16 protein-coding genes are annotated in these 18,251 nt (G+C 57.0%); 10 read left to right on the forward strand and 6 right to left on the reverse strand.

Features of this window, described 5'->3' with window-relative positions; all coding sequences use genetic code 11:
• Positions 1-49: 49 nt before the first annotated feature.
• The 4 genes from lepB to cobW all read left to right on the forward strand — a co-directional run bounded on the left by lepB (position 50) and on the right by cobW (position 3,104).
• Complete coding sequence (gene lepB, locus H6F57_RS04870; protein ID WP_190628136.1) at positions 50-670, forward strand: signal peptidase I; 621 nt, start codon at positions 50-52, stop codon at positions 668-670.
• 122 nt (positions 671-792) lie between these two features.
• Complete coding sequence (locus H6F57_RS04875; RefSeq protein WP_190628041.1) at positions 793-1,404, forward strand: hypothetical protein; 612 nt, start codon at positions 793-795, stop codon at positions 1,402-1,404.
• Between the two features lie 121 nt (positions 1,405-1,525).
• Positions 1,526-1,957 carry a VOC family protein gene (locus H6F57_RS04880; RefSeq protein ID WP_190628040.1) on the forward strand — a complete coding sequence of 144 codons (432 nt, stop codon included), beginning with the start codon at positions 1,526-1,528 and terminating at the stop codon, positions 1,955-1,957.
• 91 nt (positions 1,958-2,048) lie between these two features.
• Positions 2,049-3,104: a cobalamin biosynthesis protein CobW gene (cobW, locus tag H6F57_RS04885; RefSeq protein WP_190628038.1), complete on the forward strand. Its 1,056-nt coding sequence runs from the start codon at positions 2,049-2,051 to the stop codon at positions 3,102-3,104.
• Positions 3,105-3,109: 5 nt separating this feature from the next.
• Here cobW and msrP read toward each other — a convergent pair whose 3' ends face one another.
• On the reverse strand, positions 3,110-4,099 hold the full coding sequence (msrP, locus tag H6F57_RS04890) for a protein-methionine-sulfoxide reductase catalytic subunit MsrP (protein ID WP_190628036.1): 990 nt from the start codon (positions 4,097-4,099) through the stop codon (positions 3,110-3,112).
• Between the two features lie 688 nt (positions 4,100-4,787).
• Here msrP and H6F57_RS04895 point away from each other — a divergent pair.
• The 3 genes from H6F57_RS04895 (at position 4,788) to H6F57_RS04905 (ending at position 8,005) form a co-directional block, all read left to right on the forward strand.
• A complete protein-coding gene (locus tag H6F57_RS04895; protein ID WP_190628033.1) occupies positions 4,788-5,567 on the forward strand; it encodes an RNA polymerase sigma factor SigF in 780 nt (259 codons plus the stop codon).
• Positions 5,568-5,636: 69 nt separating this feature from the next.
• Positions 5,637-6,689 carry a hypothetical protein gene (locus tag H6F57_RS04900; RefSeq protein ID WP_190628031.1) on the forward strand — a complete coding sequence of 351 codons (1,053 nt, stop codon included), beginning with the start codon at positions 5,637-5,639 and terminating at the stop codon, positions 6,687-6,689.
• A gap of 131 nt (positions 6,690-6,820) precedes the next feature.
• Positions 6,821-8,005, forward strand: coding sequence for a bifunctional sterol desaturase/short chain dehydrogenase (locus H6F57_RS04905; protein ID WP_190628029.1), 1,185 nt, complete (start codon positions 6,821-6,823; stop codon positions 8,003-8,005).
• Between the two features lie 26 nt (positions 8,006-8,031).
• On the opposite strand, the gene H6F57_RS27120 is transcribed toward H6F57_RS04905, so the two are convergent.
• The 4 genes from H6F57_RS27120 to H6F57_RS04920 all read right to left on the reverse strand — a co-directional run bounded on the left by H6F57_RS27120 (position 8,032) and on the right by H6F57_RS04920 (position 10,323).
• Entirely contained in the window at positions 8,032-8,259 is a 228-nt protein-coding gene (locus H6F57_RS27120) for a hypothetical protein (protein WP_199289748.1), read from the reverse strand.
• A gap of 35 nt (positions 8,260-8,294) precedes the next feature.
• Complete coding sequence (locus tag H6F57_RS27125) at positions 8,295-8,819, reverse strand: hypothetical protein (RefSeq protein WP_199289747.1); 525 nt, start codon at positions 8,817-8,819, stop codon at positions 8,295-8,297.
• Positions 8,820-8,950: 131 nt separating this feature from the next.
• On the reverse strand, positions 8,951-9,253 hold the full coding sequence (locus H6F57_RS04915) for a hypothetical protein (protein WP_190628027.1): 303 nt from the start codon (positions 9,251-9,253) through the stop codon (positions 8,951-8,953).
• 14 nt (positions 9,254-9,267) lie between these two features.
• Positions 9,268-10,323, reverse strand: a complete 1,056-nt coding sequence (locus H6F57_RS04920) for an ABC transporter permease (protein ID WP_199289746.1) — start codon at positions 10,321-10,323, stop codon at positions 9,268-9,270.
• Positions 10,324-10,639: 316 nt separating this feature from the next.
• Between H6F57_RS04920 and ptsP the strand changes: the two genes are divergently transcribed.
• Both ptsP and ptsG read left to right on the forward strand, forming a co-directional pair.
• Positions 10,640-13,201 carry a phosphoenolpyruvate--protein phosphotransferase gene (gene ptsP / locus H6F57_RS04925; protein WP_190628025.1) on the forward strand — a complete coding sequence of 854 codons (2,562 nt, stop codon included), beginning with the start codon at positions 10,640-10,642 and terminating at the stop codon, positions 13,199-13,201.
• A 388-nt stretch (positions 13,202-13,589) separates the two neighbouring features.
• Positions 13,590-15,443, forward strand: a complete 1,854-nt coding sequence (ptsG, locus tag H6F57_RS04930) for a glucose-specific PTS transporter subunit IIBC (RefSeq protein ID WP_190628024.1) — start codon at positions 13,590-13,592, stop codon at positions 15,441-15,443.
• 688 nt (positions 15,444-16,131) lie between these two features.
• Here ptsG and H6F57_RS04935 read toward each other — a convergent pair.
• The gene (locus tag H6F57_RS04935) at positions 16,132-17,589 is read right to left on the reverse strand and encodes a DASH family cryptochrome (protein ID WP_190628022.1); all 1,458 of its coding nucleotides are present in this window, start codon (positions 17,587-17,589) and stop codon (positions 16,132-16,134) included.
• A gap of 199 nt (positions 17,590-17,788) precedes the next feature.
• Between H6F57_RS04935 and H6F57_RS04940 the strand changes: the two genes are divergently transcribed.
• The gene (locus H6F57_RS04940) at positions 17,789-18,250 is read left to right on the forward strand and encodes a peroxiredoxin (RefSeq protein WP_190628020.1); all 462 of its coding nucleotides are present in this window, start codon (positions 17,789-17,791) and stop codon (positions 18,248-18,250) included.
• Position 18,251 lies beyond the last annotated feature (1 nt).

Below are 18,251 nucleotides of genomic sequence, written 5' to 3' on the forward strand. Positions count from 1 at the left end.
CTGTAAGGTGGAAGAGAATCGCTGCCCATACCTCGACAACGATAAGCTGATGGACCCTAAGCTGCCGCAACCTGCTCCACCCAATCCCCCCGCTGAGGAGACACCGCCAGCGGAGGTTTCAGCTTGGGCTCGTTGGCGATCGCTGTGGGCAGGGCAGTGGAGCAACATTCGAGTGCTGGCGATCGCCCTAGCGATCGCCCTCACCGTGCGAGTGCTGATTGCTGAACCTCGCTATATTCCCTCCAACTCCATGGATCCGACGCTGCACATCGGCGATCGCCTACTGGTCGACAAAATTAGCTACCGCTGGCAGGCTCCTCACCGAGGCGATATCGTGGTGTTTGCGCCACCGCCGCAGCTAGCTCGCCTGGGGTACGAGACTCGTCAGGCCTTCATCAAACGAGTGATTGGCGAACCTGGCCAAACCATCGCCGTTCGCCAAGGACAGGTGATCGTTGACGGCGAACCGCTGCAAGAGAGCTATCCCCTCGAAGCCCCGGCCTACACCCTAGAGCCCGTCACCGTCCCACCAGGGCAGGTGTTTGTTATGGGCGACAACCGCAACGACAGCAATGACTCCCACGTGTGGGGCGGGCTCCCGCAGCAAAACATCATTGGCCGCGCCCGGTTCAGGTTTTGGCCCCTCGATCGCCTTGGCCCCGTCAGTTAACGGTTAACCCCCAATTTCCCTAACCCAGCGGCAGCCCAACGGCATACTGCACTACCACCCTGACTTGACGGGTTGTGTAAGATCAAGGCGACTTGTGATCACCCAGTTTTGAGGCAGCGCCCATGCTTGTACAGCTTGTTCGCCCCCTGGTGCGTACCCAGGTGCAAATGCTCACCCAGGCTCAGTCGGTCAGCAACAAACTGGTGGGCATGGTGTCGCAGTGGTTGGGCTACCTGGGCATTCACGCGGAGGTGACTCAGTTGCACACGACTGGCGATCGCATTCAAGTGTCGCTCTGCGTAGGCAAACCCGAACAGTGTACCGAGGCCGAGTGGCAGCAAATTCTCGATAACCTGAACCAAGACCAAACCGTTACATCTGAAGAAGACACCCTTACCTACACGGACATGTCCTCTGCCCAGCAGAGCAAGGTGCAGCGGCTGCTAGCCTCCATTCTCCACGCCAGCGGCCAAGACCCCCTTGAAGAATGGGCTAGCCTGCGGCCAAGGCTAGTGGCTTTAGGCATGGAGGAATCGATGTTGGCGGGCATTCAAAGCGCTCTCAAGGTGCCCATGCCCGTAGAGCTTTTGGCCGAGCAACTAGAGCCCGATGTAGCGGCCTTTGTGCTGTCTAAAGCCATCCACATTGCCCTGCTCGACCAGCAGATCAGCCAGGCCGAAGACACCGCCCTCAAGACCCTGCTCAACGCCGTTGATCACAAGTTAGTGGCCTAGGTTTGCCGATCACGATTCCGGGACGGATACTCGTTCCGAGTCGGTGCCCGTTTCTAGAATGCCGCAGGCTATACGCTTCGCGAATCGCCGCTTCATCTTCGCCCCCTTCGCCCTTCCCGGTATGGATTCTGTTGTCTTGTTTCACCTGGCCTTTCCCGTGGTCGATATTCCTACCACAAAAAAATTTTACGTGGATGGCCTTGGCTGCAAACCAGGGAGAGAAACGCCTAACTCGCTCATTCTCAACCTGTATGGCCATCAGTTAGTGGCTCACACCACAACCGAGCTAGCCCCGCAAAAAGGCATTTATCCGCGCCACTTTGGCCTGGTCTTCATGGCTGAGCCCGACTGGGAAACATTGCTACATCGCGCCAAAGATCATCAGCTCACGTTCTACCAGGACGAAAAGCACCGCTTTCCGGGCACAACGCTGGAGCATCGCACCTTCTTTTTGCAGGACCCATTCTTTAACTTGCTAGAGTTTAAGTATTACTGCCACCCCAGCGCCATCTTTGGGGAGGTTGACCAGGCGCAGGTGGGGGATACCGAATAATCGACTCCAGCGCTGAGCCACGATAGAAGTTGTGTCCTCTCTGCGGCTGTCGCCGTGATAGGTTGATGGTCGGCGAATCTCTGGCGTGGCTATGCATAAAATTCCAGTTACCATCATTACCGGCTTTCTCGGAGCAGGCAAAACTACACTGATTCGCCAGCTACTGCAAAACCCTGAGGGTCGGCGCATTGCCGTGCTAGTCAACGAGTTTGGCGAAGTCGGCATTGACGGCGATCTGCTGCGCAGTTGCCAGGTGTGTGACGAAGATGGGGAGGTGATCGCCCCAGAAACCAACATTCTCGAACTCACTAACGGCTGCCTCTGCTGCACCGTGCAGGAAGAGTTTTTGCCGACAATGCAGCAGCTCATGACCCGCCGCGACCAGATCGACTGCATTGTAATCGAAACCTCTGGCCTCGCCCTGCCCAAGCCCCTGGTGCAAGCCTTTCGCTGGCCCGAAATTCGCACCGCCGCCACGGTTGACAGCGTGATTACCTTGGTGGACTGCGAAGCCCTCGCGGCAGGTGACCTGGTAGGTGACCTGCCTGCTTTAGAGGCCCAACGCCAAGCCGACGATAGCCTTGACCACGAAACGCCCCTCGAAGAACTGTTTGAAGACCAGCTCAACTGCGCCGATTTGGTGCTGCTCACTAAGGTGGATAAGGTGAGTGAGGGCGATCGCACCCGCATCGAGACCTGGCTTACCCAGCAGCTGCCCCACTCCGTCAAAGTGCTGGGCCTGGCCGGCGGAGAGGGTAGCAGCCCCATCAGCACCGACCTACTGCTGGGCTTTAACGCCGCCGTCGAAGACAACCTCGACAGCCGCCCTAGCCACCACGACCACGAGCATGATCACGACCACGACGACGACATCGTCGCTATTCCCATCGTGCTCGATCAAAGTTTTGAACCAAAGGCTCTGGTCAAGCGGTTAGAAACCCTGGCTGCCACCCACGAAATCTACCGCATCAAAGGCTTCGTTGATGTTCCCAACAAAGCCATGCGCCTGGTAGTCCATGGCGTTGGTCAGCGGTTTGACTCCTTCTTTGACCGGGCCTGGCAACCCAGTGAGCCTCGCCAAACCCGACTGGTAGTGATTGGTAAGGATCTGGATCAAGAGGTGATTCGGGCGGCGATCGCCGCCTAACCCCCTTATCCATACAGCTCTGCCACATACTCCCCATAGCCGTTGTAAATCACCGTGGGCTGCTGTTCCCAGGTAAACATTGCCGTAGATTTTCCGATTAATCGTTCTTTAGCCTGCGACCAGCGGGGATGGGGCACATCGGGCTCTACATTGGCCTCAAACTTATACTCATTGGGGGCTAGCGTATTCCAGTAAGTGGCGGGCTGTTCGGCCACAAACTCGACTTTGACAATCGATTTGGCCCCCTTAAATCCATACTTCCAGGGCACCACCATGCGAATTGGGGCACCGTGCTGCTTAGGCAGGGTGCGCCCGTACACGCCCACCGCCAAAAAGGCCAGGTCATTGGCCATTTCCTCTACAGTTAGCCCCTCGGTGTAGGGCCAGGGCAGGTCGCGGGCAAAGCCCAGGCTAGGGCCTGGGCACACCGCCGAGTCATAGAAGGAGGTAAACCGGACGTACTTAGCCGCTGGGGTGGGCTCCACCGCCGCCATTAGCGCTCGCATGGGGAAACCAATCCAGGGCACCACCATCGCCCAGGCCTCTACACAGCGAAACCGGTAGATGCGCTCCTCTAGGGCAAAGCGTTGGGTTAAGTCATCTAAGCTAAAGGTCTGAGGGTTTTTGACTAACCCTGTCACCTCTAGGCTCCAGGGGTCAGTCGGCAAGGCTTGAGCGCTCGCCCAGATATCTTTGCTGCCGCCAAACTCGTAGAAATTGTTGTAGCGGCTGGCGTACATTTGTGGCGTCGGCTCTCGTCCAGCATTGGCAAAAGCATCGTTGAGCATTGCCCCGCTGAGGGGATCTCCTAGGGTATTCGCCAGGTCTGCATCCATCTCCGGCGATCGCTGGCAGGCCCCCACTGAAGCAGCCGCTAACCCTACTCCGGCCCCAATCAGTGACTTCATAAACCGTCGCCGCTGCCAAAACACCCCCTCGGCAGTCACACGAGACGCTGGCAGCTGCCAGCCGGGGCGAGACTGAAAGAAAACCATCGTAGTGAGCCCTAGGATTACAAACTGGCGATCGCCAGCCTAAACCCCATTCTGGCATCGCCTCTTCGACCTGGATGAATGTGGGGTGAGAAAAGCATCCTTGCACCGAACCGACCCTAGGCATTACCTGCGAACTGATGTAACAGTTCTAAACCCACCCCAGGGAAAATACGGGTCTTTTTTCTAGTCACCCAAGCACAATTCAAAGACTTAATTTCGATCAAGATCCTGGCTTGCCCAACCGCCTCCGTAAGAATTGGCAGACTTCGCCAAAAGTTTACAGAGCCGTAGAAATTATGTAAACAAGGCCAAACCCATTGGGGTGCGAGGCTTAGCGATTCACAAATTTTGAGATTGAGCCCCCGAATCAACCCTCTCAGGCCTCGGCAAGAAGGGGCTGAGCAGGAAGACTTTAGAACAGAATCGCCAGCTCTTATACTGATGAGGCGAGTCCATAGGTATCCGTAGTTACGCCATTGTGGTTGCTTCCGTCGGCCCTTAGGCTTATATCACGAGCACACGATCCTGTGATGCACTGCCTTGTCGTTGACAGAGAGCAGATGGGCGAGGGTAGCAAGGTTTTCTTTGCCGCCGATCCCCCAGCTACCTTTGTTACCGTTTAAGGCCCACCGTCAGGCGGCATAGTTCTCGGTTTACCCAACTGGATTCACCACTTCCTGAGATCGCCATGGTCGCTACTTCCCGATTTCAAGCTAAAGGCAGCACTCTAGAACTGCTGCGGCTCTATCAAAGCAATCCCGATCTCAATTTGCGCAATCAGCTGGTGCAGCTCAACATTGGGTTAGTACGGCGTGAGGCCTACCGCTGGCTGCAACAATCTAACGAAACCTTTGACGATCTCATGCAGGTGGGTAGCCTGGGGCTGATCCGCGCCATCGAGCGCTTCGACATGGGCAAGGGCTATGCCTTTAGTTCCTTTGCGATTCCTTACATTCGCGGCGAAATTCAGCACTACCTGCGCGACAAAAGCACCTCCATGCGCATTCCGCGACGGTGGCAGGCGTTGCAAAGCCAGTCGGCCCGTGTCATTCGCCAGCTGCAAACAGATCTGGGCCGGCTACCCAACGATGCCGAAATTTCTGCGGCCCTCGATATCTCTACAGCCGAGTGGCAAGAGGTCAAGCTGGCCAATCGCAACCGATCGCTGCTGAGCCTCGACGCCCCAGTGCAAGATGAAGAATCAGGCTGTCTAGGCGACCTGCTGCCCGACCTCAAATACAAAAGCTTTCAGCTGGCCCAGGAAGATCAGCTTCGCCTCCAGCAGGCCCTGCACCAGCTTGAGCATCGCACCCGCGAAGTGCTGGAATTTGTCTTTCTCTACGACCTCACCCAAAAAGAAACGGCCGAACGCATGGGGATTAGCGCCGTTACCGTGTCGCGCCGGGTGAAGCAAGGGCTGAAGCACTTGCAGGTGCTAATGGTGTCTAACGAAGATGAAACCGCCTAAAACGCTCTGCATCCTCGGAATTGAGCTATCGTTTAGGAACATCGGCTCAGGAAGCAAGGAGGCTCAGCCATGGGGGCGATCGCGTTTTTAGTCTTATTTTTTCTCGGCGTTTTGCTGGCTTTTGTAGGCAGCATTATTGGTATTGTAGACGCGTTTAAGGTCAGCCCTGTCTGGGGTTTACTGTCGATTCTTATCATCCCCCTGTTAGTCTTTTGGGCTAAGTTTCGCGGTCGCAAGTGGGCTCGAAACAGCCTCTTGATATTCCTAGGTGGGCTGCTGTCGATGTTGGCGTCCATTCCCTTCTTGGGCAGTTTTCTTGCCCAGCGAGCCCAGCAGGCCGGGGTCCCCGCCGAAGAGGGCATTCCCGCTGAAGAAGTGCCGGTGGAGTCGATACCAGTACCTGAGGAGCAGGTGGCCACCGAAGAATTTGCTGAGCCTTTGGTGCCCATTGCACCTCAGTTCTCTCCCATTGCTCGGGCCGATTTGATTCAGTCTACAGACCCCAACGAGCGCCTTCAGCAAATTAACAACAGCCGTACCGATCCCTTCGCCATAGTGCCCATTCCACCACCGCCGCCCCGGGTAATTGCCCCACCGCCGCCTCCAGGAGGCGGCACGGCCCCTGGCACAGCTACGGCTGGTACCACTGCGGGTGGTGGCGGGGCAGGTGCTGGTGGTGGTGCCGCTGGGTCCGCTGTGGCTAGGGCTGGTGGCGCTGCTGGAGCTGGTGGTGCTGGTGCGGCTAGGGCTGGTGGCACTGGCACTGCTGGCGCTGCTGGCAGGACGTCGGGTGGGGCAGGGGCCGCAGCGGGCAACGCTGGTGCTGGACGACCCACAACCCCGCCGCCATTGGCACCTCTACCCCAACTCCCGAAGCCTGCCCTAGCGGAAGCCGTGCTGGTGACTGGTGTGATGACCATCGGCAACGAAAATTTTGCTGTGGTACAAACCTCAGCTGGTAGCCAGTATGTCAAAGCAGGTCAGCGAGTTTCTAATGGTCAGGTGCTGGTTAAGCGCATTGACATGCGCGGTAGCGATCCGGTGGTGGTGCTAGAAGAGAACGGTATTGAGGTGTCGCGCCCAGTGGGTGCTCCTTCTACAGCCGCAGAACCGGCGGCTTAGCTGTTTGATTAAATCTTGAGCCATAGCAAAGCCTGGAGGGTCGCCTCTGGGCTTTGCTATTGTTGCGAGACCTGCACCCCGCAGCAAGTCGTGTCAGAATGTGAATTGCTCGATGTGGTGTGGAATTTTATATGCCGCTTGAAACGGTTGTTTGGCAGGGATTGTGGGGCGCGATCGCGATCCTAATAGCAGAGGCGGTGCGCGATATTTATCATGTGGTCAGCCACTACTGGCCGCCCCTAATGCGCCTCCACAACTGGCACCATCGGGCCTATAAAAAAGATTTTAGCCCTGTTAGCCCCGACCTCTATCGCCAAGCTCAGCTCTATAACGACACTCCCGAAGCCATTGTCATGGTTGGCGCGCTGGCGGGTCTAGCGATTTCTACTGGCATCGCTGGGCTGTGGCTGGGGTCAGTGTACGGGCTAGGGTTTTTGACAGCAGCGATCGCCCGCTCCCAGGGCTGGCTGCTCACCACCGACATCACCCACGAACCCGGCGAACTCACTACGATTCCCGGCAACTGGCGAGTCAACCGCACCTATCACTGGCGGCACCATTTTGACGACACCAACGCCTACTTCGCCGGCTACTTTACCGGACTGGACAAGCTGATGGGCACCGCTGTTTCTCTCAAGGGCAAAACTGTGGCGGTTACCGGCGCGTCGGGTACGATGGGCCGCGCTCTGCTCAACGAACTCGTTCGCCAGAAAGCCCGGCCCATTGCCCTCACGACCTCTGCCGACGCCACCTTTGAGGAGGGCATTCCCTGCTGGCAGTGGCAATCTGGGGCTGAAGCCGACCTGCGCGATGCGCTCAAGAAGGTGGATATTCTAATTTTGAACCACGGGCTGAATGTGCATGGCGATCGCACCCCAGAGGCCATTCAAACCTCCCTGGAGGCCAACGCCCTCTCTGGCTGGCGTCTGATGGAGGTCTTCTTCAGCACGGTGGAGACTTCGCCCCAGCGGGCTACTAAGGAAGTCTGGGTCAACACCTCCGAAGCCGAGGTAAACCCAGCCTTTAGCCCGCTGTACGAATTGTCTAAGCGGCTGATGGGCGATTTGGTGAGTCTGCGACGGCTCGATGCCCCCTGCGTAGTGCGCAAGGTGATTCTGGGGCCGTTCAAGAGCAACCTCAACCCAATTGGGGTGATGTCTGCCGACTGGGTAGCTTGGGCGGTGGTAGCGTTGGCCAAACGCAACGTACGCAACATCATCGTCACCATCAACCCACTGACCTACCTATTATTTCCGATCAAAGAGTTGAGTCAGGGAATCTATTTCAGGCTTTTTACTCGCTCCAGCAAGAGCTGACGATTAGAGGAGCTGCCATCCCTAAGTTACTGATCGGCTGACACAATTTGCCACGGCTGCTGTCTCCACCCTAGCTGCCGCTTGGCAAAAGCGGTATTGACTTGGGGCATGTGGGTTTCAACTAGCGCTACGGTTTCTTGTACCAAGGCCTCCAGGTGAAGAGCTGCGATCGATGCCTCTTGGTGAAACAAATCTTCCAGCCGTAGCGCAAGATTTTGAGGGGCAATCTTCATTTGCTCGATCAAAGTACCCATGCACTTGAATTGAAACGTTGAGAAGTACAGACGATTCAAGCCCGACAGCACACCAAGAATATTTTGGGCAGACTCAACCAGATTTGGTAGTACCAGAGGGTGGCATCGCGCCGAGCCAGCTTTGGCTGCATGCCCCAAAGGGCAAAGAACTTGAGATAGTGCTCTACCATAGCCTGGGCGAGTTGGTCAGGATACTTAGCGATGTCAACTTGCCACTGCCGAATGAGGGCTTCTCCGTAGAGCGGCATGCCGATCAAGGTGCCGTGCAGCATTTTCATGATGCCGGGTTGAATCTCAAACTTTTCCAGTGCAGTGGCCATTTCTGCTTCCCACTGGGCGATCGCAGTATGGGCAAACTGGCATTCAATCCCCTGCACCCGAAAGGTTTCACCAAACGCACCCGATTGGCGATCGCCCAACAACTCGACTAATTCTGCGCCTCGATTTTGCTGCCGCGCCAGAGTCAGCTCATCCTCAGTAGGGAGCTCATCGTAGTACAGCATCACGTCGCAGTCTGAATACTCATCGCATCGCCCTTCTGCCACTGAGCCTGTAACCATAACCGCTTTTGTTTTTGGATTCGCGATATAGGGTCTGACGCTGCGCTGTACTAATGTCAACAGATATTGGGTTCTATCGGCCATGGCTTGACGATTAGATATTGAGCTATTCAGCCTGCCCGGGAATCTGTTTAGCTACGGTTAAAGAACTCAACTTGGGGCAGGCGAGGGTCGTTAACCATGCCCAAACCCTGAAAATCCCAGCGGTTGATCAAGGGCTTGAGGCTAGAGGCGGTAATGGTTTCGATCGCAAATTTGTCGCTCAGCTCGGGGGCATGGGCGTTGAGATAGCTGAGGGCATCGTAGTCTGCGGTAAACACCAGCAGAAACCCCGTAGGAAGAGGCTGATCAGGGTTACCACGACCGTGGGGGCGGGCCACTAGGTAGCTGCCGTCGGCGCGCGATCGCAGCAAATAGTAGAGCTGAGACACCATAATTTCTCGCTGCCTCAGTTAATATCTGATAGGCGGATGCGAGGGTCGGCAAAGCTTAGCGCTAGATCGGCCAGCAGGTTGCCAACAATCAGCAACACTGCCCCCATAATCAGACTCGCCATCACCAGATACAAATCCTGGGCCTGCACCGCTTCGAGGGTCAGTTTCCCCAGGCCAGGCCAGTTGAAATAGGTTTCGGTGATGAACGCGCCGCCCAGTAGGCCAGCAAACTCAAAGCCCAGCAGCGTGATCAGCGGGTTTACCGCATTGCGTAGAGCGTGAACGTAGACCACGCGATTTTCTGACAGCCCTTTGGCGCGGGCGGTTTGAATGTAGTTTTGGCGCAGCACGTCAAGCAGTTGCCCTCGGGTAACCCGTTGGAGCCCGGCAAAGCTGGTGATGCTGAGGGCCAGAGTTGGCAAGATCAGGTGCCAGCCCACATCCACAAGCTTGCCAAACCAGTTGAGGTCGTCATGGATGATGCTGGTGCGCCCGCCAATAGGGAACAGCGGTGCCACGCTTTGAGCAAAGAACAGCAGCAGCAGGCCGGTCACAATACTCGGCATGCCCTGCCCCAGATAACTCAGCACTCGCAACACGCGATCGGTAGGACGGTTTTGGTTGACAGCGCTGACGATGCCCATGGGAATGGCGATGAGCCAGGTAACCAGAAAAGCCGCTAAGGCAAGCAACAGGGTGTTGGGCACTCGCTCCCACAGCAGGTCAACCACTGGGCGCTGGTAGGCAAAGCTGAGGCCAAAGTTGCCATGGAAGATTACCTGGTAGAGCCAGTTGAAGTACTGCCGCCAGGCCGGCTGATCGAGGCCGAACTGGGCCTCCAGCTGCGCCAGAGTCTCGGGCGAAAACTGCGGGCTCTGACGATACTGATCGAGAAAATTGCCTGGCGCTAGCTGAATCACAAAGAAGCTTAAGGCCGAGGCCAGCAGCAGCGTTAGTGCAGCCTGCAAAATACGCTTCAGCACGTAGAGGACAGTTTCGCTGTTGGCCAAGACCACCAGACGTTCCCAAGGGCTGATTGAAGGGCGGCGAGGAGTAGAGGACTGGGCCATTCCCAAATGCACAGAGATTAAAGGGCTATCTGTGGTGATTCTAAACCATCGCGCCCAGCCAATCGATGCTGACGGCGCTAAGGCGCGATCGCAGCTAACAAAACAGATACTTAACCCGACTATTTGCAACGTTAGATTGCTGAATTGAACCCACTAGGGTAGCCATCATCTTTGATGTTTATATTCCCCCTGCAAAGGCAACGCTCAACACAACGCCTTTGTCTGGCTCAGATTGAATTTTGCTACGCCCCAAGGTCATTTGGCAGTCCCTAATTTACACCCCGATCGAAACCAAATTTTTCTTCAGGATTTACCTATGACAGCCCTTGAAGCCCCCCCGACCAAAACCAACCGTCTGGTTTTAACGGCCCCGCTGTCGGGGCTGGTGGTGCCGATAGAAACCGTGCCTGACCCAGTATTTGCGCAAAAAATGGTGGGCGATGGTGTGTCTATCGACCCAACCAGTCAGGTGCTGCTAGCCCCCTGCGATGGGGATATTGTGCAAATCCACAGCGCTAGCCATGCGGTCACGGTGAAGACCGCCGAGGGCATTGAAATTTTGATGCATATTGGTCTCGATACCGTAGCCCTAAAAAGTGAGGGGTTTACGGCCAGGGTAAAGGTCGGCGATCGCGTTAGATCTGGCGATATCCTGATTGAGTTTGATGCCGACTATGTGGCGCTCCACGCCCGCAGCCTGCTGACCCAGATTGTGGTGACCAACAGCGATCGCGTGGCCGAGTTCAGACCCGCTAGCGGTATAGTCAACGCCGCCCGCGATGCGGTGCTGGAGCTGGTGCTAGTTGGAGAAACGACCGCTAGCGAGGCCGAGACCGGACCAACGGTGACCTCCGAGGCCATTGTCATTCCTAATCCGGTGGGGCTGCATGCCCGGCCAGCGGCGGTGCTGGCTCAGCTGGCGAAAAAGTATCAATCGGCCATTCGCCTGCATCGGGGCAGCGATAGCGCTAACGTGCGCAGCGTGACCACGCTAATGGGGCTGGAGATTGGCCGGGGCGATACGGTAACACTGGAAGCGACCGGGGCCGATGCGGAGGCGGCGATCGCCGAACTCTCCGCAGCTCTGGGGGATGGCCTGGGCGAAGAGGGTGCCGTGCCCGTAACCACCGCTGCCGCCAGTATGACCCAAGCCGAAATCTCCGCTCCGGCCCCTCGACCCAAGAGCGACAACCCCAACATTATTCTGGGCGTAGCGGCCTCGCCTGGGGTAGCAGTGGGCAACACCTACCGTCAGCAGCGGCAAGCCCTACGCGTTGACGAAACCGCTGACAGTCCTCAGGACGAGCACCGCAAACTCGACAGAGCGATCGACCAAGCTGCGCTCGAAATCGAGAGTCTGCGCGCCAAGGTGCAGGGACAGGGCGACCCCAGCAAAGCCGCTATCTTCGCTGCCCACCAAGAACTGCTTGCCGACCCAGAGCTGATGGATAGCGCCACCAGCGCCATTGACCAAGGCAAGAGCGCCGCCTTTGCCTGGCAGCAGATCTACACCAGCCAGGCCGACCAGCTAGCCCGGCTCAAGAGCGAGCTGCTGGCTCAGCGGGCCAACGACTTGCGCGATGTGGGCGATCGCGTGCTGCGCATTCTGACTGGGGTTCAAGCAGAGGCTCTAGTTTTGCCCGCCAACACTATTTTGCTGGCCGAAGACCTCACCCCATCGGATATGGCCAACCTTGACCCAGCCCGAGTAGTGGGCTTTGCCACGGTGGCGGGCGGGGCCACCTCCCACGTGGCAATTTTGGCCAGGTCGATGGGCATACCGGCGATCGCCGGCATCGAACCCCGCATTCTCGAGCTAGCTGACAGCACCCCGGTGATTCTCGACGGCACCAAGGGCCAGGTAAGGCTCAACGCATCTGTAGACGAGTTAGAGCAAACCCAAGGCCGCATTGCTCGCCAAAAGGCCAAGCAGGCGACGGATCTGGAGCATGCCTTCACGCCCGCCATCACCCAGGATGGGCAGCAGATTGAGGTAGTCGCTAACATCGGCAGCCAAAAAGATGCTGAAGCATCGCTCAAGGTGGGCGGCGAAGGGGTCGGTCTGCTCAGAACAGAATTTGTGTTTATGGAGGCCAGCTCGGCCCCCACCGAGGATGAGCAGGAGGTGATCTACGCAGGCATTTTGCGGGTGCTGGGCGATCGCCCCATGATCATTCGCACCCTGGATGTGGGCGGCGACAAGCCCCTGCCCTACCTACCCATGGCCCACGAAGAGAATCCTTTCCTCGGCGAACGGGGCATTCGCCTGGGCTTCGATCGCCCCGAGTTGATGCGCACCCAGTTTCGCGCCATTCTCAAAGCCTCTACCGCTGGCAAAGCGCGGGTGATGTTCCCCATGATCGCCCGCATGGAGGAGTTGGATATGGCCAAAGCAGTGATGGAAGAGGAGCGCCAGAAGCTGGGTGTGCCGCCCATTGAGATTGGCATCATGGTCGAGGTGCCCGCTGCCGCTGTGTCCGCTGAGCGGTTTGCAGAACAGGTGGACTTCTTTTCCATTGGCACCAACGACCTCACTCAATACACTCTGGCCATGGATCGCGGCCACCCCAAGCTGGCTCCCTATGTGGATGCCCTCAACCCCAGCGTGCTGCGCATGATCGACCTGACGGTGCGAGGAGCGAACAAGCACGGCAAATGGGTCGGTGTCTGCGGCGGCATGGCGGGCGACCCCCAAGCGGTTCCCATTCTGATGGGCCTGGGCGTGAAGGAACTGAGCGTCAGCGTGCCAGTGATTCCAGCGGTGAAGGCCCAGGTACGGGCTTTGAGCTATTCCCACTGTCAGGAGCTGGCGCAGCAGGCGTTGAATTTGGATTCTGCCGCCCAGGTGCGCGATCTGGTGCCCTTAGAAGAGGCGTAGGGTGCATTCGGCGGCAATGGCTGCGCGCAGTGTCGATCCCCTTTGCCCCGCCAATGCACCATCTTTGAGAACTCAAAGCACCGTAGGGTGGGCACCGCCCACCATGGACTACGCAGTATTCAGATCAATTGCTTGTAGGAAAGCGCGGCGCACGATTGAGGACGAAAGCCAAGCCTACCGCTGGGGCCATTTCGCTGGCCCCAAACCCCCGTCGAGAAGGGCGTTCCGCCTCCCTTCACCCCACGGAAAGGATTAGCTGATCATCGGTTTAAACCTCTGTTCTGCCAATGGATCGGTAAGAAACATAAGCCCTGCTATGTCGGCTCCTTTTCTTAACTCCATCACCCATCCACCCCCTTACCCCCTACCCCCCACCCCTTAACCCTCTATGAAAATCAAAGAAACCTGGAACCACGCCTTCGGGCTGTTGCAAAAAATGGGGAAGTCGCTCATGCTTCCCGTGTCGGTGCTGCCGGTGGCGGGCCTGCTGCTGGGCTTGGGCAGCGCTCGCCTGATTGAGCTGCAGCAGATTGAGCAGGGCGTTCTCACCGACCCGAAGTTTTGGTGGCTACCGGAGTGGCTGGCCGCCATTATGAAAACGTCTGGGGACGCCATTTTTGCCAGTCTGCCGCTGATTTTTGCGATCGCCGTGGCGATCGGCTACACCGGCAACGATGGCGTCTCGGCCTTAGCCGCCACCGTGGGCTTCGTGGTGTTTCTCGCCACCCTGGGCACCGTTGCCCTCGGTATGGGCTTAGAGACCAAGACAGTGCTAGGCATTCCCACGTTGGATACGGGGGTGTTTGGCGGCCTGATTATGGGCTGCATCGCCGCCTATATGTTCAACAAATTCTTTCGCATCAGCCTGCCCCGCTACCTGGGCTTTTTTGCCGGTAAGCGGTTTGTGCCCATTATCACCGCCTTTGCCGCCATTCTTACCGGCTTGGTGATGAGCGTAATTTGGCCGCCCGTCGGGGCTGGCATCAACAGCTTCGCCCAGGCAGCAGCGGAGGGCGGCAATGTGCCCCTGACCGTTGCCCTCTACGGCTTTATCGAGCGCTTGCTAATTCCCTTTGGTCTGCACCACGTCTGGAACGTGCCCTTCTTCTTTGAGATTGGCTCATTCCAAGACCCGATTACTGGGGAGACCGTGCGGGGCGACATTGCTCGCTTCTTTGCGGGAGATCCTACAGCAGGGATTTTGGGTGGGGCCTACTGGTTCAAGATGTTTGGGCTGCCGGCGGCTGCGATCGCCATCTGGCACAGTGCCAAGCCAAAAAACCGCAAGCAGGTCGGCGGCCTGATGATTTCTGCCGCTCTGACCTCTTTCTTAACCGGCATTACCGAACCGATTGAGTTCTCATTCTTATTTGTCGCCCCGCAGCTCTTTGCCATCCACGCCGTGCTGGCTGGGTTTGCCGATTGGCTGTTTGTCACCCTGGGCGGACGCATGGGCTTCACCTTCTCCCACGGGCTGATCGACTTTGTGTTGTTCAACAGTTTGGGAACTCGGGTTTGGCTGATCCCGGCTCTGGCTCCAGTATTCGTCGCCCTGTACTACTTCATCTTCCGCTTTGCCATTCGCCAGTTTAACCTCATGACCCCAGGCCGCGAAGAGGATGTGGATGCAGATGAATCCACCGCCGTCATCACCGGAGACAAAGCTGCAATGGCCAAGGCTCTGGTACTGGCCTTTGGGGGTCGCAGCAACATCAAAAACCTGGATGCCTGCATTACCCGTCTGCGCATCACCGTAGATGACATGGCTAAGGTCAACGTCCCGCGTCTAAAGGCCTTGGGAGCTTCTGGGGTTTTGCAGATGGGGCAGAATGCCCAGGCTATTTTTGGGCCGCAGTCTGACAACCTCAAGACCGATATGGCCGACTACCTCAAAACCGCAGGCCCAGAAGCCGATGTAGTGGAGGTACCTGCCACAGGCTTTGTGGGTGAAACCACCCCTGCTGTGGTCAAAGTTTCCCCTGACCCCCAAGCTACCGAAAAAGCCGAGGCCATGGTTATGGCTCTGGGCGGGGCTAACAACATTCGCACCGTTGACTCCGTTGCCCTGACTCGCTTGCGGGTAGAAGTAACCGACCCCCTAGCCATTGACGAAGCTGCACTCCAGGCCGCTGGAGTACAAGGCATCATGCGGTTACAGAATGACGTGCTGCATCTGGTGACTGGGCTTAACGCCGAACAGTACTCCGCTGCGATCGCCCAGCGATTGGCTGCCAAGGTGTAGATTTATCTGCTGAACTGCGCGGTTCTGTCGGGCTACTAGGGTGGTAGGGGTTTGCGATCGCCCCTACCGCCCTACAAAATTCATAGCAAATTAGCGTTTCATCAATTCAGTGTTGATGAAGGATTTTTTATGTCCCACGCGCTACTCAAGATAGTCTTCGTTGTCGGGTTTGGCAGGTAACGGTAGTGCATCTTTCCACCCGTGCCGCTCGGGTCAGCGAGCAGGTATCAGTAAGCTACGACGGGCAGTGGGGCCGTGGCATCTGCGCTCGTTCTGCCACACCGCTGTAGTGCCACAAAAAACCCCAGCCGTCCAAAGCTAGGGTTGTTAGGTTAAATGGCTGATTCGACGATTTGATTTAAGGTTTTGATTTAACGGTTGGATTTATGAAATGCGTTAGTGGTGCTTTTGCCCCAGTCGCTAACCTTGTCTTTTGGGCTTAACCCGCCGACACCAGTCAGTGAACTATGACATTGGCAACACTGCATAAAGCTTATGTTAGCTCAACATTGTCCGCCGTTACACAGACTACGTTTAAGTAAATCTATAGAGCGGCCCGGCAGGCTCTATCTAATCTCAACCAAGCGCAGAAAATCCAAGCCTATCTCCTTTGTGCCCTGGAGCTGTGAGTAGCAACCTGCCAATTTTTCATCAGTAAATTTGTTACAGCCCAAAGTTAGTAAAACTCCTAACCGATTTCGCGGGCAGCATTATAAATTGCTTCATTGGCCTGCACTGACTTGTGCAAATCCACCATCGGGCGCGGATAGTCAACACCGAGGGTAACCCCAAAGCGCTTTTGCTCTACCGGCTGAAGTTTCCATGGCTCATGCACCTTAGCTGGGGGGACATCTATTAATTCTGGCAACCAGTGCTTCACGTAGAGGCCGTCGGGGTCATAGTCCTTCGACTGCTTAGGAATGTTGAAATAGCGAAAGCCTCGCGCGTCGTTGCCAACTCCGGCGGTGTAATTCCAGTTGCCGTAGTTACTGCATGGGTCGTGGTCGACCAGCAGCGACTCAAACCACTCAGCCCCCATGCGCCAGTCAATACCCAGATTTTTGGTCAGAAAGCTAGCGACATTCTGTCGCCCTCGGTTCGACATAAACCCGGAGTGAGCCAGCTCACGCAGGTTGGCATCCACTAATGGAAAGCCTGTTTCGCCGTTGCGCCAAGCGTCAAAGCGAGGCCGGTCCTGATTCCAGTCGATCAGCAGCCCCCGCAAACCAGAGGGGTAAAATACTTTGTTACTGTGCTTGGCACAGATAAAGCGAAAGTAGTCGCGCCACAGCAACTCAAAGACCAGCCAGTAGGTGGAGTCGTTGCGAATGCGCTCAGCCTCGTAGGCTTGCACCGTCTCGTACACCCGGCGGGGCGAGAGGCAACCCATCGCCAACCAGGCCGACAGCTTTGAGGAATAGTCGGCCCCCACCATGCCGTTGCGGGTCTGCTTGTAAGTCTTGAGGCAGTCGGCCTCCCACACGTAGTGGTTGAGGCGAGCCAGGCCAGCCGTTTCGCCTCCCTCAAAGGTGAGCACGGCACGGCTGTCAGGGTTTGGGGCTTCCAAGCCAAAGTCTGCCAGGGTGGGCAGGGTGCCAGGGTTAACCTGGGGCAGGGGCAACATTTTTGTGGGCGTGGGTAGGGCTACATCCACCGTGCTGTGCTGTTCCACCTGTTTGCGAAACTGGGTAAACACTTCGGGCAGGCGGCTGATGGCAAAGGGTAGGTTGTCGGGATGGTAGAGGGTGGCCCCCCAGCACACCTCCGTTTTGCAGCCTATAGCTGCTAGTTTGGTCTCTACCGCCCGCTCCACCCGTAGTTCTTCAGCGGTGACTTCCTCGTGCCAGTAGACGGCCTCAACGCTGTGGGCTTTCACCAGCTCTGGAATAATGTTTTCGGGATGGCCCACGCGCACGACGAGGTCGCTGCCCAGGGTTTGAAGCGATCGCCGCAGATCCGCCACACTCTTTAGCAAAAACTGCGCCCGATAGGCTCCCGTTTTGGGAAAACCAAAGGCGGTCTGGCCAAACTGACGGGGGTCAAAACAATAGAGAGGAATAATCGGCTGACCGGCTCGCAGCGCCTCATTGAGAGGCTGATGGTCGTGGAGGCGGAGGTCGTTGCGAAACCAGACGAGGGTAGTCATTGGCGCATGGTAGGGGCAGTTAGGAGTGATAGAACTCCCCGATTTCAGCTCTGTCAGGGCACCATCTCAAAGCAAATGCCTTCTCAAAATGTCCTAGAAGAGCTGATTTAGCCAAACGGGCCGTGATCTGTTTAACGACAGAGCTGCTTTATTAAGTATTCTAAAGAACTATCCGTTGTCGTGCAGGAGATTCGCATCTATGGCTATCAAAGTAGGGGACATGGCCCCCGATTTCACGCTGCCCAACCAGGCGGGCGAGTCCATTGCCCTAAGCAGCTTTCGGGGCCAGAAGGCGGTGGTGCTGTACTTTTACCCCAAAGACGATACCCCTGGCTGCACCGTAGAATCGTGCTCGTTTCGCGACAGCTACGCAGACGTGGTGGCCGTGGGGGCCGAGGTCATCGGCATCAGTAGCGACTCGCCTGACTCACACAAAGCCTTTGCCCAGAAGCACAATCTGCCCTTTACCCTGGTCAGCGATCGCGGCTCTGCGGTGCGCAAGACCTACGGCGTGCCCGCCACCCTGGGGCTACTGCCCGGTCGAGTCACCTACGTCATCGACAAAGACGGCAAGGTACGGCATGTTTTTAATTCCCAATTCAACCCCAAGGGCCATGTAGAGCAGGCCATGGGCATTCTCAAAACCCTACAACCCGCCTGAT

Source organism: Leptolyngbya sp. FACHB-60, from assembly GCF_014695775.1.
Taxonomy (GTDB): Bacteria; Cyanobacteriota; Cyanobacteriia; order Phormidesmidales; family Phormidesmidaceae; genus Nodosilinea.

Coding starts and splice junctions, on each gene's coding strand:
- H6F57_RS04875 (WP_190628041.1), top strand. CDS start 793: ATGCTTGTACAGCTTGTTCGCCCCCTGGTGCGTACCCAGGTGCAAATG.
- lepB (WP_190628136.1), top strand. CDS start 50: ATGGACCCTAAGCTGCCGCAACCTGCTCCACCCAATCCCCCCGCTGAG.
- H6F57_RS04940 (WP_190628020.1), top strand. CDS start 17,789: ATGGCTATCAAAGTAGGGGACATGGCCCCCGATTTCACGCTGCCCAAC.
- H6F57_RS04935 (WP_190628022.1), bottom strand. CDS start 17,589: ATGACTACCCTCGTCTGGTTTCGCAACGACCTCCGCCTCCACGACCAT.
- H6F57_RS04920 (WP_199289746.1), bottom strand. CDS start 10,323: ATGGCCCAGTCCTCTACTCCTCGCCGCCCTTCAATCAGCCCTTGGGAA.
- H6F57_RS04900 (WP_190628031.1), top strand. CDS start 5,637: ATGGGGGCGATCGCGTTTTTAGTCTTATTTTTTCTCGGCGTTTTGCTG.
- H6F57_RS27125 (WP_199289747.1), bottom strand. CDS start 8,819: ATGGTTACAGGCTCAGTGGCAGAAGGGCGATGCGATGAGTATTCAGAC.
- H6F57_RS04915 (WP_190628027.1), bottom strand. CDS start 9,253: ATGGTGTCTCAGCTCTACTATTTGCTGCGATCGCGCGCCGACGGCAGC.
- H6F57_RS04905 (WP_190628029.1), top strand. CDS start 6,821: ATGCCGCTTGAAACGGTTGTTTGGCAGGGATTGTGGGGCGCGATCGCG.
- ptsP (WP_190628025.1), top strand. CDS start 10,640: ATGACAGCCCTTGAAGCCCCCCCGACCAAAACCAACCGTCTGGTTTTA.
- cobW (WP_190628038.1), top strand. CDS start 2,049: ATGCATAAAATTCCAGTTACCATCATTACCGGCTTTCTCGGAGCAGGC.
- H6F57_RS04880 (WP_190628040.1), top strand. CDS start 1,526: ATGGATTCTGTTGTCTTGTTTCACCTGGCCTTTCCCGTGGTCGATATT.
- ptsG (WP_190628024.1), top strand. CDS start 13,590: ATGAAAATCAAAGAAACCTGGAACCACGCCTTCGGGCTGTTGCAAAAA.
- msrP (WP_190628036.1), bottom strand. CDS start 4,099: ATGGTTTTCTTTCAGTCTCGCCCCGGCTGGCAGCTGCCAGCGTCTCGT.
- H6F57_RS04895 (WP_190628033.1), top strand. CDS start 4,788: ATGGTCGCTACTTCCCGATTTCAAGCTAAAGGCAGCACTCTAGAACTG.
- H6F57_RS27120 (WP_199289748.1), bottom strand. CDS start 8,259: ATGGGTACTTTGATCGAGCAAATGAAGATTGCCCCTCAAAATCTTGCG.